We start from the raw sequence: 15,172 nt of genomic DNA, 5'->3' as shown, positions 1-15,172 counted from the left end.
AATTAGTTTTTAATGAGCATAGAAACATACTCATAGCCCAGTCCAAATAGTATAGCTAAACCAAAACTTAACAGGGTGCCAATTAAGATGTATTCTGTAAGTTTCCGGTCTTTGGCTTTTGAAAGATCGCTAAATCTAAATACAGATTTCGCGGCTATTAAAAAACCAATGCCTTCCCAGTAATTCATAATAATAAAACCGAATACAAATAAACGTTCCAGAATACCAATATAAGCTCCAGCACTCTTTAATGAGGCTTCTTCAATCCCATCTTCTTTTAAGTTCCATTTAGAAATAATGGTTTTCATAATTATGGAGGATACTGAGGTGACACATAATAAGCTAGTGATTAATAGTAAGGTTTCCGTAGCGAAAAGAATATCGAAATTAAATTGATAAGGCTCATAGATTTTTACAACCAAAACTATAACTATTAAATGCGCCAATTGGTCTAAGCCAAAAAGTAATCGGGAGTTTAGTTTTGGTTTTAGCAGAAGTTTGATAAGGTCAATAAAATAATGTGTTATGATGATGATTAGTATACCTAACCAATAGGTAAAGTTAAATTGTAGCACGAGCACTAGCGCACATAAATGCAACAGAATATGCCAATACAAAAATTTGGATTTATGTTTATGAATTTCTTTATGAATAACCCAACTTGCAGGTTGCAATACAAAGTCACCAATAATGTGGGCTAATATGAGCTTTATGATTAATGCTAACATATTGTTTTGACTTGAGTTTTATAGTAGTCTAATAGTTTCGTGATTTCATCAAAACCACCACGTTTAAGGCCTTCACTAATATTACTTTGTGATTTGCCTAATAATTTTGCGATTTGTCCTTGGTTTAATTGAGGGTTTTCTAATGATGTCTTAATAATTTCCGAAGAAGTTGCACTCCAATTATTCATGGTTAATTGGGCGAGTTCCAGCATGATATTTATTGTAGTATTAAAAGCTTCAAAATCAGATTTAACCGCAAGTGTATTGTTTTTCATATTTTCAAAACATTCCCCTGAGTTTACAAATGCACTTCCGTTAGATTCGGTAATTTTATCTGAATCATATGTTTTTTTACCCAAACCAATAGCAATTCTAACATCTATATTTTTATAGATTTTTATGATGGCTTTAATTAAGATTGCAGCCTTTAATGCATGTTCTGGTTTTATTTCGAGTTGAAAACTATCGCCTCTAAAAATCTCCCATGTTTTAGGGGAATCTCCAAAAGTAGTTAAGGTGTTCTTGAGTGCGTTTAACCATTTTTTTGGTTCACTTTCTCTTGAGTTTATAATATCACCAGTAATAATACTTGTCATGTCTTCAGGGGTATGTTCAAATTTATGTTTTTTTGATGAGATAATCAAAATTATCTGCTAAACAACAGATATTTTAAATTATCTGCTAAATAGAGGATAATTAAAGTTATCTGCTAAATAGCAGATAAAAATCAAAATAATAATTGAAAATTAGGAGCTGAAAACTAATTATCTTTGCAAAGCATAAATAAAAAATAATATTACTCATGTCACTTTTTAAAGAATTTAAAGAATTTGCCGTAAAAGGAAATATGATGGATATGGCCATTGGTATCATCATTGGTGCATCCTTCAATAAAGTTATCGATGTCTTGGTCAAAAAAGTGTTTTTACCTCCGTTATCATTACTGACGGATGGGGTGAATTTTGCACATAAACGAATCATCCTAAAAGAAGCGGTAACAGATAATGCAGATAAAATAATAACAGAAGAAGTGGCCATTGGTTATGGTGCTTTAGGGGAAGCTGTTTTAGATTTCTTAATCATTGGATTTACAGTGTTCATCGTTGTAAAATTTATGAATCGCTTAAAAACGAAAGCGCAAGATTCTAAAGATAAAACTGTAGTAACCCCAAAAGATATCGAACTACTATCACAAATAAGCGAACTTATGGAAGAGCAAAATAAGCTTCTAAAGTCAAAATAAATGATATGGGAAAAACTGGCAGGGACAAAAACACAAAGAACAAAGCGAAGCATTCAAAGCTTATGGATCAAAAGAAAAAGAAGAAAAAAGTAGAAGCACAACTTCGTAAAGATCGTTTAAAGGCTATTATTGAAAAGGCGAAACAAGAACAGAACATATAATATTTTAACAGGAGGTAAACCTTAGCTTTTTGAATTAAAGTAAGTCTTTTATCTTGTTAAAATGTATGTTCTTAAAATCGTTTACAACCAAATTGGCTTGGGTATAATCTTGGTTTTTAGAATGAAAACTATCATAGCCAACACAAAAAATATTAGCGGCATTTGCGGCTTTAATACCATTTGTAGAATCTTCAATTACTAAGCATTCTTCTCTTTTAAATCCGCTTGCTTCAGAAGCTTTAATAAAAATTTCGGGGTGTGGTTTAGACGCTTTTAAATCAGCACCACTTAATTTTGCTTTAAAATACGGGTTCAAATCAAATCGTTCAAAAACACGGTTAATGTTAGGCATAGAAGCAGACGATGCTAAAACAAGTGTGATGCCATTAGCATGGTAATTCTGTATTAAAGCTAAAACATCATCCATTAATTGAAAGTCTGGATCATTCTCAAACAATGTTTTAAAGTAGCGACGTTTGATAGCCACTAAGGTTTCTGGTATATGACTTAAACTAAAATTCTCCACCAAATGTTTGCATATGCTTAAGGTGGATTGACCTGTAAAGGATTCGTAAAGCGCTTCAGATACCTCAATCTGTACTTCATCAAACATGTAATGATATGCCTTATTGTGCAGGGGCTCACTATCAACAATCACCCCATCCATATCAAACAAAACCGCTTTTAACATATGTATAATTTATCGGCGAAGATAAAAGAATAGCAACCAAACTCCCAAAAACTATTTTGCAGTTCTAATTTAATTTAATCATATTTGTACTTTATGATTGTATAAATTCACTTCCGTACTGTATCGAGATTCTCTCGGACAAAAAACTACTAAACGCTTTTGGTGTTTAGTGATGTCTATTATTTTATATTTTTCAAAATGCAATCAAATAAAATGTCCTTAAAACAATTATTTAAATATTTTAAACTTGCTGTTTCCGGCAAGGATCAAGAGTTCACCTCCGGGAGTATCCGTAAGGCCGTATTTATGTTGTCCATTCCCATGATATTAGAAATGCTCATGGAATCCATTTTTGCGCTGGTAGATATTATGTATGTATCGCAAGTTAGCGTTAATGCGGTTGCTACTATCGGTCTAACCGAATCGGTTATTACCTTAGTTTATGCGGTAGCCATTGGTTTAAGTATGGCGGCCACGGCTGTGGTAGCACGACGCGTAGGGGAGAAGGACTTAAAAGGCGCCTCCAACGCGGCAGTTCAGGTGATATTTTTAGGTGTGTTTGTAGCAGCTATTATTAGCGTTATTGGCATTATATATCCAAAAGAGATTTTAGGTTTAATGGGTGCAGAACCTGATTTAATAGCAGAAGGGTATGGGTACACCCAGGTATTAATGGGAGGGAATATTACCATCATGTTACTATTTTTAATTAATGCTATTTTTCGTGGCGCTGGTGATGCATCGGTTGCTATGTGGACACTCATTTTATCTAATGGTCTTAATATTATATTAGATCCTATCTTTATATTTGGTTTTGGACCCGTTCCGGCATTTGGTGTGGAAGGTGCCGCCATCGCTACCACCATTGGCCGTGGTACAGCTGTTCTTTTTCAACTGGCTATTTTATTTTATGGCTATAGCCGAATAAAAGTAGGCGTTAAAGATTTAGTATTACGCGTTGGGGTTATGTTAAATTTAATTAGAGTCTCGCTTGGTGGCATTGGCCAGTTTTTAATAGGAACTTCATCTTGGGTGTTTTTAATGCGTATTATGAGTGAATTTGGGAGCGAAGTGTTAGCAGGGTATACCATAGCCATTCGGGTCATGATGTTTACGTTAATGCCGGCTTGGGGCATGAGTAATGCCGCAGCCACATTAGTTGGACAAAACTTGGGTGCTAAAAAACCAGAACGTGCCGAACAGTCTGTTTGGAAAACTGGCAAGTACAGCGCCATATTTATGGGACTTGTTTCTATTATATATTTAGTGTTTGCACCACAAATAATTATATTGTTTACTACGACACCAAACGTGGTTAAATATGGAAGTTTGTGTTTACGTATTATTGCAGCGGGTTATGTTTTTTATGGCTATGGGATGGTTGTCATTAACGCATTTAACGGTGCTGGAGATACAAAAACACCAACGTATATAAACTTTGTCTGCTTTTGGTTATTACAATTACCGTTTGCCTATGTCATGGCCATCACTTTAGATTTTGGACCTAGCGGCGTATTTTGGGCGATTACCTTAGCAGAAGTTTTGATTGCTATTGTAGCCATCATTTGGTTTAAAAAAGGACACTGGAAACGTGTTGAAGTTTAATATTTAAAAACAGAAAACTATCAATAAAAAACCCAATTTTCATCCGAATAATAAACATAAGTCTGGTTACGATTTTAATGTGTTACTTAAGGCATTTCCAGATTTAGAACCGTTTGTATTCGTAAATAAATACGAAACAAAAACTATTGATTTTGCACATCCTAAAGCCGTAAAAGCTTTGAATACGGCTTTATTGAAAGTACATTACGGAATCAATTTTTGGCAATTTCCAGACACGAATTTATGCCCTCCAATTCCTGGACGTGTCGATTATATTCATAACCTCTCAGATTTATTAAAAAAATCTGGGATTACAAAAGAAATTAAAGTTCTAGATATTGGCACAGGAGCGAGTTGCATTTATCCTATTTTAGGGCATGCCGAATATGGCTGGGACTTTGTAGCCACAGATATTGACAATAATGCATTAAATCATACACAGAAAATTATTGATAAAAATGGGTTTAGTGATTCCATTTCTTTAAGACATCAAAAAGATGACACTCAAATTTTTAAAAGTGTATTAAAAGATGACGAAAAGTTTTCAGTATCGATGTGTAATCCGCCATTTTATAAATCAGAAGCTGAAGCTTTAGAGGTAACTACTAAAAAACTAAAAGGCTTAAATAGGGAAGGAGACAAGGTTGTTAGAAACTTTTCAGGAACTCAAAACGAGTTGTGGTATAAAGGCGGAGAAAAAGCTTTTATTCATAATTATCTTTATGAAAGTTCTTTGTTTAAAACACAATGTATTTGGTTTACCATATTAGTGTCAAAAAAAGATTTAGTAAAAGGGATGTATACCTCTCTAAAAAAGTTAGGAGCAACGGATGTTAAAACGATTAATATGAGCCAGGGAAATAAAATCTCAAGAATAGTAGCTTGGACTTTTAAATGAAAAAGTATCGAAAACTATATTTTATATAGCTTACGATACCTCATCAATTGAACGTCACTCCAAATATTAAAATTTTAATTTTCTTTTTTCTTTCTTAAATCGGTTTTAAAGAATAAACCCACTTGTAGTCGGTTTAAATTCAATTTATTGATTTCGTGATTTAAATACCCTATTTGAATATTATTTGATTTTGAAATATTTATTCCTAACGCCGCATAAAATCTATTTTCAGTAAATACTTGGTCTTTCGTGTTAGCGAAAATTTCATTATTAACGTTTATAAACAACTTATCATTTAACTTGATTTTTGTTCCTAATCGATAACGAAATCTATTTAAAGTGGTATGTTGATGTTTAAAGTTTAAAAATCGATGCTCAAGTCTTAACCTATGATATATCGGTAATTTGAAAGTTTCCTGTTTATAGCTAATTTGCTCATAAGGTCTATTTTCATAAAGATGGTTTTCACCAGAAATTAAAAAACTTCTATCAATATCCAAATAGTTATAAGCAATTGTTAGGGTTGTTTTTTTGTTTAAATGGTAATTGATTCCAGTATAATAAAATAATAGATTCATGTTATCTAAAACTTCAAAAGAACGCAATTGAAATCCTGTTTTAATACTAACCTTATCTGAAATTCTATGCGTGCCATCTAGCATGTACCACGCTCCAAATTTATCTTCAGGAGTTGTTTGTGAAAAGGCATTAGTTATAGAAATAATAATCACTAATGTGATTAATAAGTACTTCATGGTTTTATGTTTTATTTTTCATCAACCTGAGCTTGTTTCAGGTTCTCTTTTAATAATTATTAAGTTTAATCTAAATAATTCTCCGATGGCTCTGCCTCGAGGATAGTCGGTTTCAAGAATTTTTTTATTCAAGGTTCTGAAAACAAGTTCAGAAATACAAATTAGTATAACAAAACTGTAAAAGGAGCTCAATTTGAGCTCCTTTTACAGTTAATAAGAACCTATTAAAAGTGTTCGTGTAAGTGATGATGTTCATCAATTAGTGGTCCACCTTCAATAATTTGTTCAGAGGCTTGTTGGGCAAATTTCTCAAAATTTAAGTGAAATGAGTGCGCTAAGTGAATCGCTTTACCAACGTAAGCTCCTTTTTGTAACCAAGTATTCATGGGGTCTAAAATCTCTGATGGCACACCAGGACAATATTTTGGCATAAATAATCCAAATATGAAGTTTTGTTCGTAATCAACATTATCCAATTCTCCGTTTAGGATTGCAGTAATCATGGCTCTTGTATATTTTAATTTTATTCGAGATCCAACACCGTAAGGTCCTGCGCTCCATCCTGTATTAATTAACCAAACGTTTACACCAGCTTCTGTCATTTTTTTACTTAACATTTCTCCATAAACAGTAGGGTGTAATGGCATAAATGGTTCACCAAAACAAGCAGAGAATGATGGCACTGGCTCTGTAATACCCGCTTCTGTTCCTGCTACTTTAGCAGTATATCCAGAAATAAAATGATATGCTGCTTGACCTGGTGTCAATTTAGATACTGGAGGTAAAACTCCAAAAGCATCACAAGTTAAAAAGAAGATATTTTTTGGGTTGTTTGCATAAAGTGTTTCCTGAATATTGTCTATATGATGAATAGGGTAACTTACACGTGTATTTTGTGTAATGCTGCTATCCATATAATCAGGTTCACCATCTTCCTTAAACACAACATTTTCAAGTATAGCACCTGGTTTTACCGCTCTAAAAATATCTGGTTCTTTTTCTTCAGTTAGGTCAATTACTTTTGCATAACATCCACCTTCAAAGTTGAAAATAGTATTATCTGCTGTCCAACCATGTTCATCATCACCAATAAGTTTTCTGTCTGGATCGGCAGATAAGGTAGTCTTTCCTGTTCCTGATAATCCAAAGAATATCGCGGTATCTCCTTTTTTGCCAACATTTGCTGAACAGTGCATAGGTAGCACGTTTCTTTCTGTTGGTAAAATCATGTTTAATGCAGAGAAAATACCTTTTTTCATTTCACCTGTATAAGCAGATCCTCCAACTAAAGCAATTTTTTGAGTAAAGTCAAGTATTGAGAAATTACCTTGACGGATACCAAAAGCAGCTGGCTCTGGGCAAACATATCCTGGAGCACAAAGAATTAACCAATCTTCTTTAAAGTTTTCTAGTTCTTTTTGACTAGGTCTTAAAAACATGTTGTAAACAAACATATTAGACCAAGGTAATTCGGTTACTGTTCTAATATTTGTTCTATATTCTGGCTCTGCACAAACATAGCCATCTCTTGCATAAATTTCTTTACCAGATAAATATTTTGTAATTTCATTTTTTAGCTTATTAAAATTCTCAGGAGAAACAGCTTTGTTTGTTTTTCCCCACCAAACTTTATCAGCCGTATAATCGTCTTTTACAAGAAAACGATCTTGAGGCGAACGACCCGTAAATTTACCGGTGTTAATGGCAAGTGTTCCGTTTGCTGTCTCTTTCCCCATGCCTTTTTCAATGGTTATTTTCTGAAGCTCCTCTGGAGCTAAGTTCCAACTTACTTTAGCATTTTTGATTCCGTATTGTTTTAAATCCGGACATTTTAATGTTTTTCCTGTTGTTTCCATTTTTATTCAATTTTAAGGTTCTTATTGATAATTTATTTTAAAATGGCCATATTATTGGCACGAGTATGAGTGTTATTATAAAAAACATGAGCAATAGCGGTGCGCCTACTTTTAAGTAGTTCATAAACTTATAGCCACCTGCAGTCATTACCATGGCGTTTGTTGTTGTACCTATTGGTGTTAAAAATGCTGTTGATGCACTTATAGCGACTACTATCATAAATGGTTCTGCCGATAGATTCAAGGAACTCGCAGCTAGAATGGCAATTGGTGCCATTAGTACCGCTGTTGCGGAATTATTTATAACTTGACTAAAGGTTGTTGTTAATAAAAACACACCACCAAGTAATAGTATAGGATGTATAGCGCCTAAATAGTTTACCAATCCGTTTGCAATAACTTGTGCGGTTCCTGTTTTTTGCAGCGCAATCCCCATAGGTATCATAGCCGCAATCATAACCACACTAGTCCAGCTGATACCTTTGTAAGCTTTTGAAATAGGTACACAACCTGTTAGTAAGACCACTCCCGCTGAAATAAGGGCAGCAATAGATCCAGGAACTATGTTAAAGACCATAAGCACAATCATGAGTATTAAGGCAGCTAGAGCGATATACGATTTAGAATTAAGGCTTTCTACGTTTTTTGCCATACCTTCTGGACTTCCTATAATAACTAGATTTTCGTGTTGCTTTTTTAAGTCGTCTATATGCTCCCAGGTCCCACGGATTAAAAAGGCATCACCAGCTTTAACAGTTATTTCTTTGTCTAGTATAGGTTTAGTATTTCTTGATGCTGCTAGGAGCTGAATCCCAAATCGTTTAAAGTAATCTCCTAATTTGTATTTTCTTCCAACTAACATGGAATTGGGGTTTACAATCACTTCTGTCATGCCAACCTCTTGATTGATCAGGTTATGCTTTAATTCATCGGTAATAGGTTCTAATGGTAAAAGCCCCAACCTGAACGTAATCATCATTTTATTGATGGCTTCAGTTTCTCCTTTTACCGTAATAATATCATGGTAAAGAAACTCGGTAGTAGGATTAGGGAACTCTATAAAAGCAGGTATCCCTTTTAAAACATTTGGATGTCTTCTTTTTACACGAATAATAGAGACATTATATTCTTTTTCAAATTGCCATTCTTCCAATTTAGTGTTTAATAGTGGTGATATGGATCTGACTCTCAATCTGTAATAACCAGTGTCAATTTTATAAGCTTCAATCCAATTGTGTAAGGTTGATTCTATATTTACTGGTTTGTTATTGGTTTTATTTTTAGGCAACAGTTTGTATCCTATATATCTAAAATAAACTAATGCAATAATTAATAAAGGAATACCTATTAATGAAAATTCAAAAAATGAAAATCCTCTAAAACCTGCATCTATTAAAGCATTGCTAGCAATAATGTTTGGAGGCGTCCCCGTTAAGGTTAATAAACCGCCAGTATTGGAACCAAAAGCTACAGGCATTAACATTTTGGAAGGCAATGTGCCTATGCTCCAGGCAGATGATATAGTTAGTGGCATCAAGGTAGCGACAGTTCCTGTATTACTAACAAATCCAGACAATACGCCAGCACCTAAGGTGACGATAACTAATAATTTTGGCACGCTTTTTCCAGCCCATTCAACAAATTTCTTTCCCGCCATGGCCGTCCAGCCTGTTTGAGCAATCCCTTCACCTATAATAAAAAGTGCGGCAATCATAATTACGGTTGGGTTGCTAAAGCCACTTAAAGTTTCGGTAGCGTCTAAAATTCCTGTTAAAAACAAACTCAACATAGAAATCAATGCAACAATATCTGGTGTAAACTTCCCCCAAGCAAAGAGACCGATGGTGATAACTAAAATGAGAAGCATTAAATAGATCATATCTTAAATATATGTTAGTAAATATAGTATAAAATTACACTGTATATAGACGACGTATTATGACTAATGTCATACTTTCAAGGAGTGTGTCACTTTTCAATATTTATAGGTTTTGGACTCTTTAAATTATCAATGCAGAAAACGAAAACGTGATAGTGGTAGTGTGTTTTTATATATTCGTAAAATTTCTGGTAAAATTCAATTTGAAGTGTTTAGAAATGATACTTAAAAGCGTATTTTTATAGTGACATAATAAGAGAATTAACATATGAAATTAGATATTCTTGCCATTGGCGCACATCCAGATGATGTTGAATTGGGTTGCGGTGGCACCCTGGCCAAAGAGGTTTCAAAAGGAAAAAAAGTGGGTATTATCGATTTAACTAGAGGTGAATTAGGAACTCGGGGCACAGCCAAAACCAGAAATGTTGAAGCTCATGATGCTGCTCATATTTTGGGTGTTTGCGTTCGAGAAAACCTTGGATTTGCTGATGGGTTTTTTATAAATGATAAAAATCATCAATTAGAAGTCATAAAAATGATTCGAAAATACCAACCAGACATTGTGATTTGTAATGCCATTGACGATAGACATATAGACCATGGAAAGGGGAGTGATTTGGTGAGCAATGCCTGTTTTTTAAGCGGATTGATTAAAGTAGAAACTTTAGATGAGGCTGGCTTAACTCAGGTGCCATGGCGTCCTAAACAGGTATATCATTATATTCAGTGGAAAAATTTAGAACCTGATGTCGCCGTTGACATTTCTGGATTTATTGATCAAAAAATGGCTTCTGTACTAGCTTATAAAACACAGTTTTATGATAAAAACAGCAAAGAACCAGAGACACCCATTTCAAGTAAAAATTTTACGGACAGCATAATATATAGATCCCGAGATTTAGGACGATTGGTCGGTGTGGAGCATGCAGAGGGTTTTACCGTTGAGCGCTATGTTGCTGTTGATAGCTTGTTCGATTTAAAGTAGTTAAGGTAACTGGCTATTTTATTTTGATTCACAATAGAAAATATTAAAAAAAGTCTTTGTAGAAAAGATTGAAATCAATTACATTTGCACACGCATTACAAAATGCAAGTTACATGGTGGTTGTAGCTCAGTTGGTTAGAGCATTGGTTTGTGGTACCAAGGGTCGCCGGTTCGAATCCGGTCTTCCACCCAAAAAGCAAAAGCCTTTCAATTTCTTGAAAGGCTTTTTTTGTTTCTATAGATTCGAAATTAATCCAACTTAATTCGCTCCTCACGATTTGCCAATTCCCAGGCCGTATGAAAAATCAAGCGTGTTCGTGTTTCCAGTAAATCATATTCAATTTTATCAGGCGTGTCAGTTGGTCTGTGATAATCTGCATGTGTGCCATTAAAATAAAATATGACAGGGATATTGTTTTTTGCAAAGTTATAATGGTCTGAACGGTAATAAAAGCGATTCGGGTCATTATCGTCATTATACGTATAATCAAATTCTAAATTAATAAACGCTTTGTTTACAGCTTCTGAAACATCATGTAATTCCTGACTCAGTTTATCTGAACCTATTAAATAGACGTAATTTCTGCTGTCTTCATGTTTGGGATCCACACGTCCAATCATGTCTATATTTAAGTTAGCAACCGTATTTTCAAGCGGAAATACTGGATCCACATCTGTATAATAAAGCGATCCGTATAATCCAATTTCTTCACCTGTAACATGCAAAAATAAAATAGAACGCTTTGGCGATTGTCCATTATCAGCGGCTTGTTTAAATGCTTCGGCAATCTCCAAAATGGCTACCGTTCCAGAACCATCATCGTCTGCACCATTATTGATGTCGTTCCCAGAGATACCTATATGGTCTAAATGAGCAGAAATCACGATAATTTCATCTGGCTTTTCAGAGCCTTTTATAAAAGCTAACACATTCTCAGAGTCCTTAATCCCTCCATTAAAAAACGATGCTGGAATCTCTTGGAAATAATCACCTTCAGAAATTGGAGAAGGGATGCCATTATCGATATAATATTTCTTTATAAACTCGACAGCTTTCTTTTGTCCAGGTTCCCCTGTTTTCCTGCCTTCAAATTCGTCGGAAGCATACATATATAAGTTTTCCTTAAGTTCTGTGGCGGTGATGCTATTAGCGAAAACTTTTGGGGTGCCTTGACTTGAAGTTGTACTTTTATTTTGTGACGTACTACAAGACATCATTATAAAAGAAAGGAGTAGAAGTGCTGTTTTTTTCATTTAACTGGATATTACAAGACGATATTACAAAATTGTTGCTATAGACCAATAAATTTTGAGTCTATTTTAACAGTTCGTTGTTTTCATCTGTTTTTAAGCGATACGTTTGATTGGCTAGTTGCCATGCTGTTGCAAAAATGAGTTTGGTGCGTTTTTCAAGTAAGTCGTAGGCTATTTTATCAGGTGTGTCAGAGATTTCATGATAGTCTTTATGCTCGCCGTTGAAATAGAATATTACTGGAATATCATGTATCGCGAAGTTATATTGGTCGGATCTTGAATAATAATGATTGCTTTCATCCTCTATATTATATCTATAATCCAAATTAATATGAGTATATGTATTATTAACTTTTTCAGAAACGTAATGCAGTTCTCTGCTAATTCTATCCGTTCCTATTAAATAGATATAGTTCGTGTCGTTTTTATGTTCGTCATCTACTCTTCCTATCATATCTATATTGAGATTGCAAACGGTATTTTCTAGGGGAAAAACGGGATATCGTGTATAGTATTCAGAGCCTTTTTTGCCGATTTCTTCAGCTGTTACATGAAGGAATAAAATGCTGCGTTTGGGCCCATGACCTTCCAGTTTTGCAATATGAAAGGCTTGTGCCATTTCCATAAGGGCTACTGTGCCAGAGCCGTCATCATCGGCCCCATTAAAAATTTCACCACCATCTGAAACTCCTAAATGATCTAAATGTGCCGATATAATAATTACCTCATCAGGCTTTTGAGCCCCTTCTATATACGCTAGGACATTTTGAGATGCTGTATTACTTTCATTTAAAAAACTTTCAGGCACGGTTTGATAATAACTGGAACCCCCTAATGGTGAAGAAATATTTTCCTTAATATAATAATCTTTAAGAAACTTAGTGGCACGCTTTTGACCAATCTCTCCAGTTTTACGGCCTTCAAATTCATCTGAAGAAAAAATATAAAGCTGTTTTTTTAGTTCTTCGGAAGTAATGGTATTGGCATACTTAATAACTAGTGCGCTATCTGAAAGGATGATGTTATTTTTAATATTCTCAATTCTAGCAGTATATCTTGGAGAGGCACAGGTACCTACCATAAATGTGGCTAAAAGTATGCAAAACGATTTCATATTAGAGTCCGACTTTTAATCATCTTTAAGCCTGCAAGTTAACAAAACATTATAATTTTTAAACCTTTGATTTTAAAGACATTATTTTAAACAAAGACGAAGATATTAATATCTAGGAAAAGACATGTTAATTTATTTCAATATCTTCAAAATCAACGTCATCAATTATATTAAAAACAACATGTTATATCATTTAATGTCGGCATTTTTTTATGCCAAAACACAATTAGCTGATTTAATGATAATTGTCATAGTTTATAAATTTATGGAGATATACTTTTACTAAGATTTCAATTTCTTAACTGATGACACGTATTTTGTTACCTACGGATTTCTCAAATAATTCATTTAATGCCATTGATTATGCCTTGGAATTATTTAGAGACAGCCCTTGTGAGTTCTACATTCATAATGTACAAAAGGCATCATCCTTTATTACTGATGATATGCTGATAGTTTCAGCATCAACTACTATTTATAACACCATTATTAAGGCAGCCAAACAATCGATTGCAAATATTATATCGCGAGCGGAAGGAAAATATAAAAATAAAAAACACACCTTTTTCGCAAGTGTAGATTATGATAATTTTATTGATTCAATCAATCAAATAACAGAAAAAACACCTATAGATTTAATAATTATGGGGACCAAAGGTGCTGCTGGTATAGAAAAAGTGGTGTTTGGTAGCAATACGGTTAGAGTCATTCAACGTTGTAAAGCCCCAGTTTTGGTCATTCCAAAAGACTCGAAATTTAAAGAAGTAAAAAATATCGCTGTAATAAATAGTTTTTCCACGTCGTACGATTTAAAAACTTTAAAACCCTTGTCTGAGATTCATCGGATTCTTAGTTCAAACATCAAGGTCGTGCATGTTAACTATGAGCAAAATAGAACACCCCACCAAACCCAAAATATAGATTCCATAAAAGAATTATGTCACGCAACTTCTGAAGATTTTCTAAATAGCACCAATACTAATTTATTTGAAACGGTACAGGAATTCATCATAAATAATGATGTAGACATGCTTGCCATGGTAGGTGAAAAACATACTTTTTTAGAACGCTTATTTAAAAGGCATGCGGTTGAAACTTTTGCTTATAAAATAGATATTCCGCTTTTAATATTAAAGTCAGATACTGATAATTAGTCTATTGACCTGAGTTCGATTCATATTCAAAAACTCAACAACTTGAATTTCAACAACAAATAATTCTCTTTCATATCCTGCAAGGTTTTGAAAACCTTGTAGGTATATTTTGTTATTCTAATACCTACAAGGTCAAAATAAGACCTTGCAGGATTTCAATAACTAATTGATAATTAAAAGTTTATGTGTTAAACTTAGGTTATTAATAGATTAATTTTTCATGATTTTTGTAACATTTTGATGAACTATGCGTCATATAAGTATCAATCAAAAAATCATCATCATGAGACAAGATAATCAACTTATAGTCATCGCCCATTTAAGTCAGTTAATTACATTAGTTACTGGTTTTGGAAGTTTGATTTTACCATTAATATTGTGGCTAACTCAAAAAGAAAAGGTGTATCAAATGGATGCACATGGTAAAAACATCATAAACTTTCAGTTAAGTTTAATCGTATACTGTTTATTATGTATCCCACTCATATTATTATTCGGCTTGGGACTTTTAGGATTTATAGCTTTAGGCTTAATTTCTGTAATATTCCCCATAATAAATGCAGTAAAAGCGAGTCGTGGTGAAACACCAAAATATCCTTTATCTCTTAATTTTATTAATTAGTTTATTAGTTATGAGATAAATAAAATGCTCACTTTTAGTGGGCGTTTTTTTTGTTTAAAATTTGGGCGTTACCCCAAAAAGGGGGCCAGGCTTTTCGCTACAAGTTCTCGCTCGTACCTCACTGCGAGCTTTTATTCATGAATTTCTATTTTATATTAATGAATTCATGAACATAAATGTTTCACTGCAATCCTTAACGCAGGAGTTTGCTAGTTTAAATTTTA

At 33.7% G+C, this 15,172-nt stretch carries 15 protein-coding genes and 1 tRNA gene; 8 read left to right on the top strand and 8 right to left on the bottom strand.

Annotated features, from left to right (window positions below):
- Window positions 1–2: 2 nt before the first annotated feature.
- Together FAF07_RS00550 and FAF07_RS00545 are read right to left on the bottom strand one after the other, a co-directional pair.
- Window positions 3–728, bottom strand: a complete 726-nt coding sequence (locus FAF07_RS00550; RefSeq protein ID WP_142783254.1) for a DUF3307 domain-containing protein — start codon at window positions 726–728, stop codon at window positions 3–5.
- The gene (locus FAF07_RS00545) at window positions 722–1,324 is read right to left on the bottom strand and encodes a SatD family protein (protein ID WP_142786506.1); all 603 of its coding nucleotides are present in this window, start codon (window positions 1,322–1,324) and stop codon (window positions 722–724) included. Before FAF07_RS00545 ends, FAF07_RS00550 begins: the two co-directional genes overlap by 7 nt.
- A 206-nt stretch (window positions 1,325–1,530) precedes the next feature.
- On the opposite strand from FAF07_RS00545, the gene mscL reads away from it, so the two are divergent.
- Window positions 1,531–1,971 carry a large conductance mechanosensitive channel protein MscL gene (mscL, locus tag FAF07_RS00540; RefSeq protein ID WP_142783253.1) on the top strand — a complete coding sequence of 147 codons (441 nt, stop codon included), beginning with the start codon at window positions 1,531–1,533 and terminating at the stop codon, window positions 1,969–1,971.
- Between the two features lie 5 nt (window positions 1,972–1,976).
- A complete protein-coding gene (locus tag FAF07_RS18410) occupies window positions 1,977–2,132 on the top strand; it encodes a hypothetical protein (RefSeq protein WP_185956485.1) in 156 nt (51 codons plus the stop codon).
- Between the two features lie 34 nt (window positions 2,133–2,166).
- On the opposite strand, the gene FAF07_RS00535 is transcribed toward FAF07_RS18410, so the two are convergent.
- Window positions 2,167–2,823 (bottom strand): HAD family hydrolase, encoded by a 657-nt coding sequence (locus tag FAF07_RS00535; protein ID WP_142783252.1) that lies wholly within the window; start codon window positions 2,821–2,823, stop codon window positions 2,167–2,169.
- A 198-nt stretch (window positions 2,824–3,021) separates the two neighbouring features.
- On the opposite strand from FAF07_RS00535, the gene FAF07_RS00530 reads away from it, so the two are divergent.
- The gene (locus FAF07_RS00530) at window positions 3,022–4,428 is read left to right on the top strand and encodes an MATE family efflux transporter (protein WP_142783251.1); all 1,407 of its coding nucleotides are present in this window, start codon (window positions 3,022–3,024) and stop codon (window positions 4,426–4,428) included.
- A gap of 79 nt (window positions 4,429–4,507) precedes the next feature.
- Entirely contained in the window at window positions 4,508–5,326 is an 819-nt protein-coding gene (rlmF, locus tag FAF07_RS00525; RefSeq protein WP_246067742.1) for a 23S rRNA (adenine(1618)-N(6))-methyltransferase RlmF, read from the top strand.
- Between the two features lie 74 nt (window positions 5,327–5,400).
- Here the strand turns inward: rlmF and FAF07_RS00520 are convergent, their stop codons facing one another.
- The 3 genes from FAF07_RS00520 to FAF07_RS00510 form a co-directional block, all read right to left on the bottom strand.
- A complete protein-coding gene (locus tag FAF07_RS00520) occupies window positions 5,401–6,081 on the bottom strand; it encodes a DUF2490 domain-containing protein (RefSeq protein ID WP_142783249.1) in 681 nt (226 codons plus the stop codon).
- A gap of 224 nt (window positions 6,082–6,305) precedes the next feature.
- The gene (pckA, locus tag FAF07_RS00515) at window positions 6,306–7,937 is read right to left on the bottom strand and encodes a phosphoenolpyruvate carboxykinase (ATP) (RefSeq protein WP_142783248.1); all 1,632 of its coding nucleotides are present in this window, start codon (window positions 7,935–7,937) and stop codon (window positions 6,306–6,308) included.
- 37 nt (window positions 7,938–7,974) lie between these two features.
- On the bottom strand, window positions 7,975–9,804 hold the full coding sequence (locus FAF07_RS00510) for an SLC13 family permease (RefSeq protein ID WP_142783247.1): 1,830 nt from the start codon (window positions 9,802–9,804) through the stop codon (window positions 7,975–7,977).
- 280 nt (window positions 9,805–10,084) lie between these two features.
- Here FAF07_RS00510 and bshB1 point away from each other — a divergent pair, with 280 nt between their 5' ends.
- Both bshB1 and FAF07_RS00500 read left to right on the top strand, forming a co-directional pair.
- Window positions 10,085–10,804, top strand: coding sequence for a bacillithiol biosynthesis deacetylase BshB1 (gene bshB1 / locus FAF07_RS00505; RefSeq protein ID WP_142783246.1), 720 nt, complete (start codon window positions 10,085–10,087; stop codon window positions 10,802–10,804).
- 115 nt (window positions 10,805–10,919) lie between these two features.
- A tRNA-His gene (locus FAF07_RS00500) sits at window positions 10,920–10,995 on the top strand.
- Between the two features lie 58 nt (window positions 10,996–11,053).
- On the opposite strand, the gene FAF07_RS00495 is transcribed toward FAF07_RS00500, so the two are convergent.
- Window positions 11,054–12,058, bottom strand: coding sequence for a M28 family metallopeptidase (locus tag FAF07_RS00495; protein ID WP_142783245.1), 1,005 nt, complete (start codon window positions 12,056–12,058; stop codon window positions 11,054–11,056).
- 61 nt (window positions 12,059–12,119) lie between these two features.
- Entirely contained in the window at window positions 12,120–13,172 is a 1,053-nt protein-coding gene (locus FAF07_RS00490; protein WP_142783244.1) for a M28 family peptidase, read from the bottom strand.
- Between the two features lie 305 nt (window positions 13,173–13,477).
- Between FAF07_RS00490 and FAF07_RS00485 the strand changes: the two genes are divergently transcribed.
- Both FAF07_RS00485 and FAF07_RS00480 read left to right on the top strand, forming a co-directional pair.
- Window positions 13,478–14,326, top strand: a complete 849-nt coding sequence (locus FAF07_RS00485; protein ID WP_142783243.1) for a universal stress protein — start codon at window positions 13,478–13,480, stop codon at window positions 14,324–14,326.
- Between the two features lie 283 nt (window positions 14,327–14,609).
- The gene (locus FAF07_RS00480) at window positions 14,610–14,948 is read left to right on the top strand and encodes a DUF4870 domain-containing protein (protein WP_142783242.1); all 339 of its coding nucleotides are present in this window, start codon (window positions 14,610–14,612) and stop codon (window positions 14,946–14,948) included.
- Window positions 14,949–15,172 lie beyond the last annotated feature (224 nt).

Origin of the sequence: Changchengzhania lutea (assembly GCF_006974145.1) — a bacterium.
Lineage (GTDB): Bacteria > Bacteroidota > Bacteroidia > Flavobacteriales > Flavobacteriaceae > Changchengzhania > Changchengzhania lutea.
This window is presented reverse-complemented; position numbering and strand designations above follow the sequence as displayed.

Excerpts from the sequence above, each read along its gene's own strand:
- FAF07_RS00550 (WP_142783254.1), bottom strand. The coding sequence starts at position 728 with ATGTTAGCATTAATCATAAAGCTCATATTAGCCCACATTATTGGTGAC.
- FAF07_RS00545 (WP_142786506.1), bottom strand. The coding sequence starts at position 1,324 with ATGACAAGTATTATTACTGGTGATATTATAAACTCAAGAGAAAGTGAA.
- mscL (WP_142783253.1), top strand. The coding sequence starts at position 1,531 with ATGTCACTTTTTAAAGAATTTAAAGAATTTGCCGTAAAAGGAAATATG.
- FAF07_RS18410 (WP_185956485.1), top strand. The coding sequence starts at position 1,977 with ATGGGAAAAACTGGCAGGGACAAAAACACAAAGAACAAAGCGAAGCAT.
- FAF07_RS00535 (WP_142783252.1), bottom strand. The coding sequence starts at position 2,823 with ATGTTAAAAGCGGTTTTGTTTGATATGGATGGGGTGATTGTTGATAGT.
- FAF07_RS00530 (WP_142783251.1), top strand. The coding sequence starts at position 3,022 with ATGCAATCAAATAAAATGTCCTTAAAACAATTATTTAAATATTTTAAA.
- FAF07_RS00520 (WP_142783249.1), bottom strand. The coding sequence starts at position 6,081 with ATGAAGTACTTATTAATCACATTAGTGATTATTATTTCTATAACTAAT.
- pckA (WP_142783248.1), bottom strand. The coding sequence starts at position 7,937 with ATGGAAACAACAGGAAAAACATTAAAATGTCCGGATTTAAAACAATAC.
- FAF07_RS00510 (WP_142783247.1), bottom strand. The coding sequence starts at position 9,804 with ATGCTTCTCATTTTAGTTATCACCATCGGTCTCTTTGCTTGGGGGAAG.
- bshB1 (WP_142783246.1), top strand. The coding sequence starts at position 10,085 with ATGAAATTAGATATTCTTGCCATTGGCGCACATCCAGATGATGTTGAA.
- FAF07_RS00495 (WP_142783245.1), bottom strand. The coding sequence starts at position 12,058 with ATGAAAAAAACAGCACTTCTACTCCTTTCTTTTATAATGATGTCTTGT.
- FAF07_RS00490 (WP_142783244.1), bottom strand. The coding sequence starts at position 13,172 with ATGAAATCGTTTTGCATACTTTTAGCCACATTTATGGTAGGTACCTGT.
- FAF07_RS00485 (WP_142783243.1), top strand. The coding sequence starts at position 13,478 with ATGACACGTATTTTGTTACCTACGGATTTCTCAAATAATTCATTTAAT.
- FAF07_RS00480 (WP_142783242.1), top strand. The coding sequence starts at position 14,610 with ATGAGACAAGATAATCAACTTATAGTCATCGCCCATTTAAGTCAGTTA.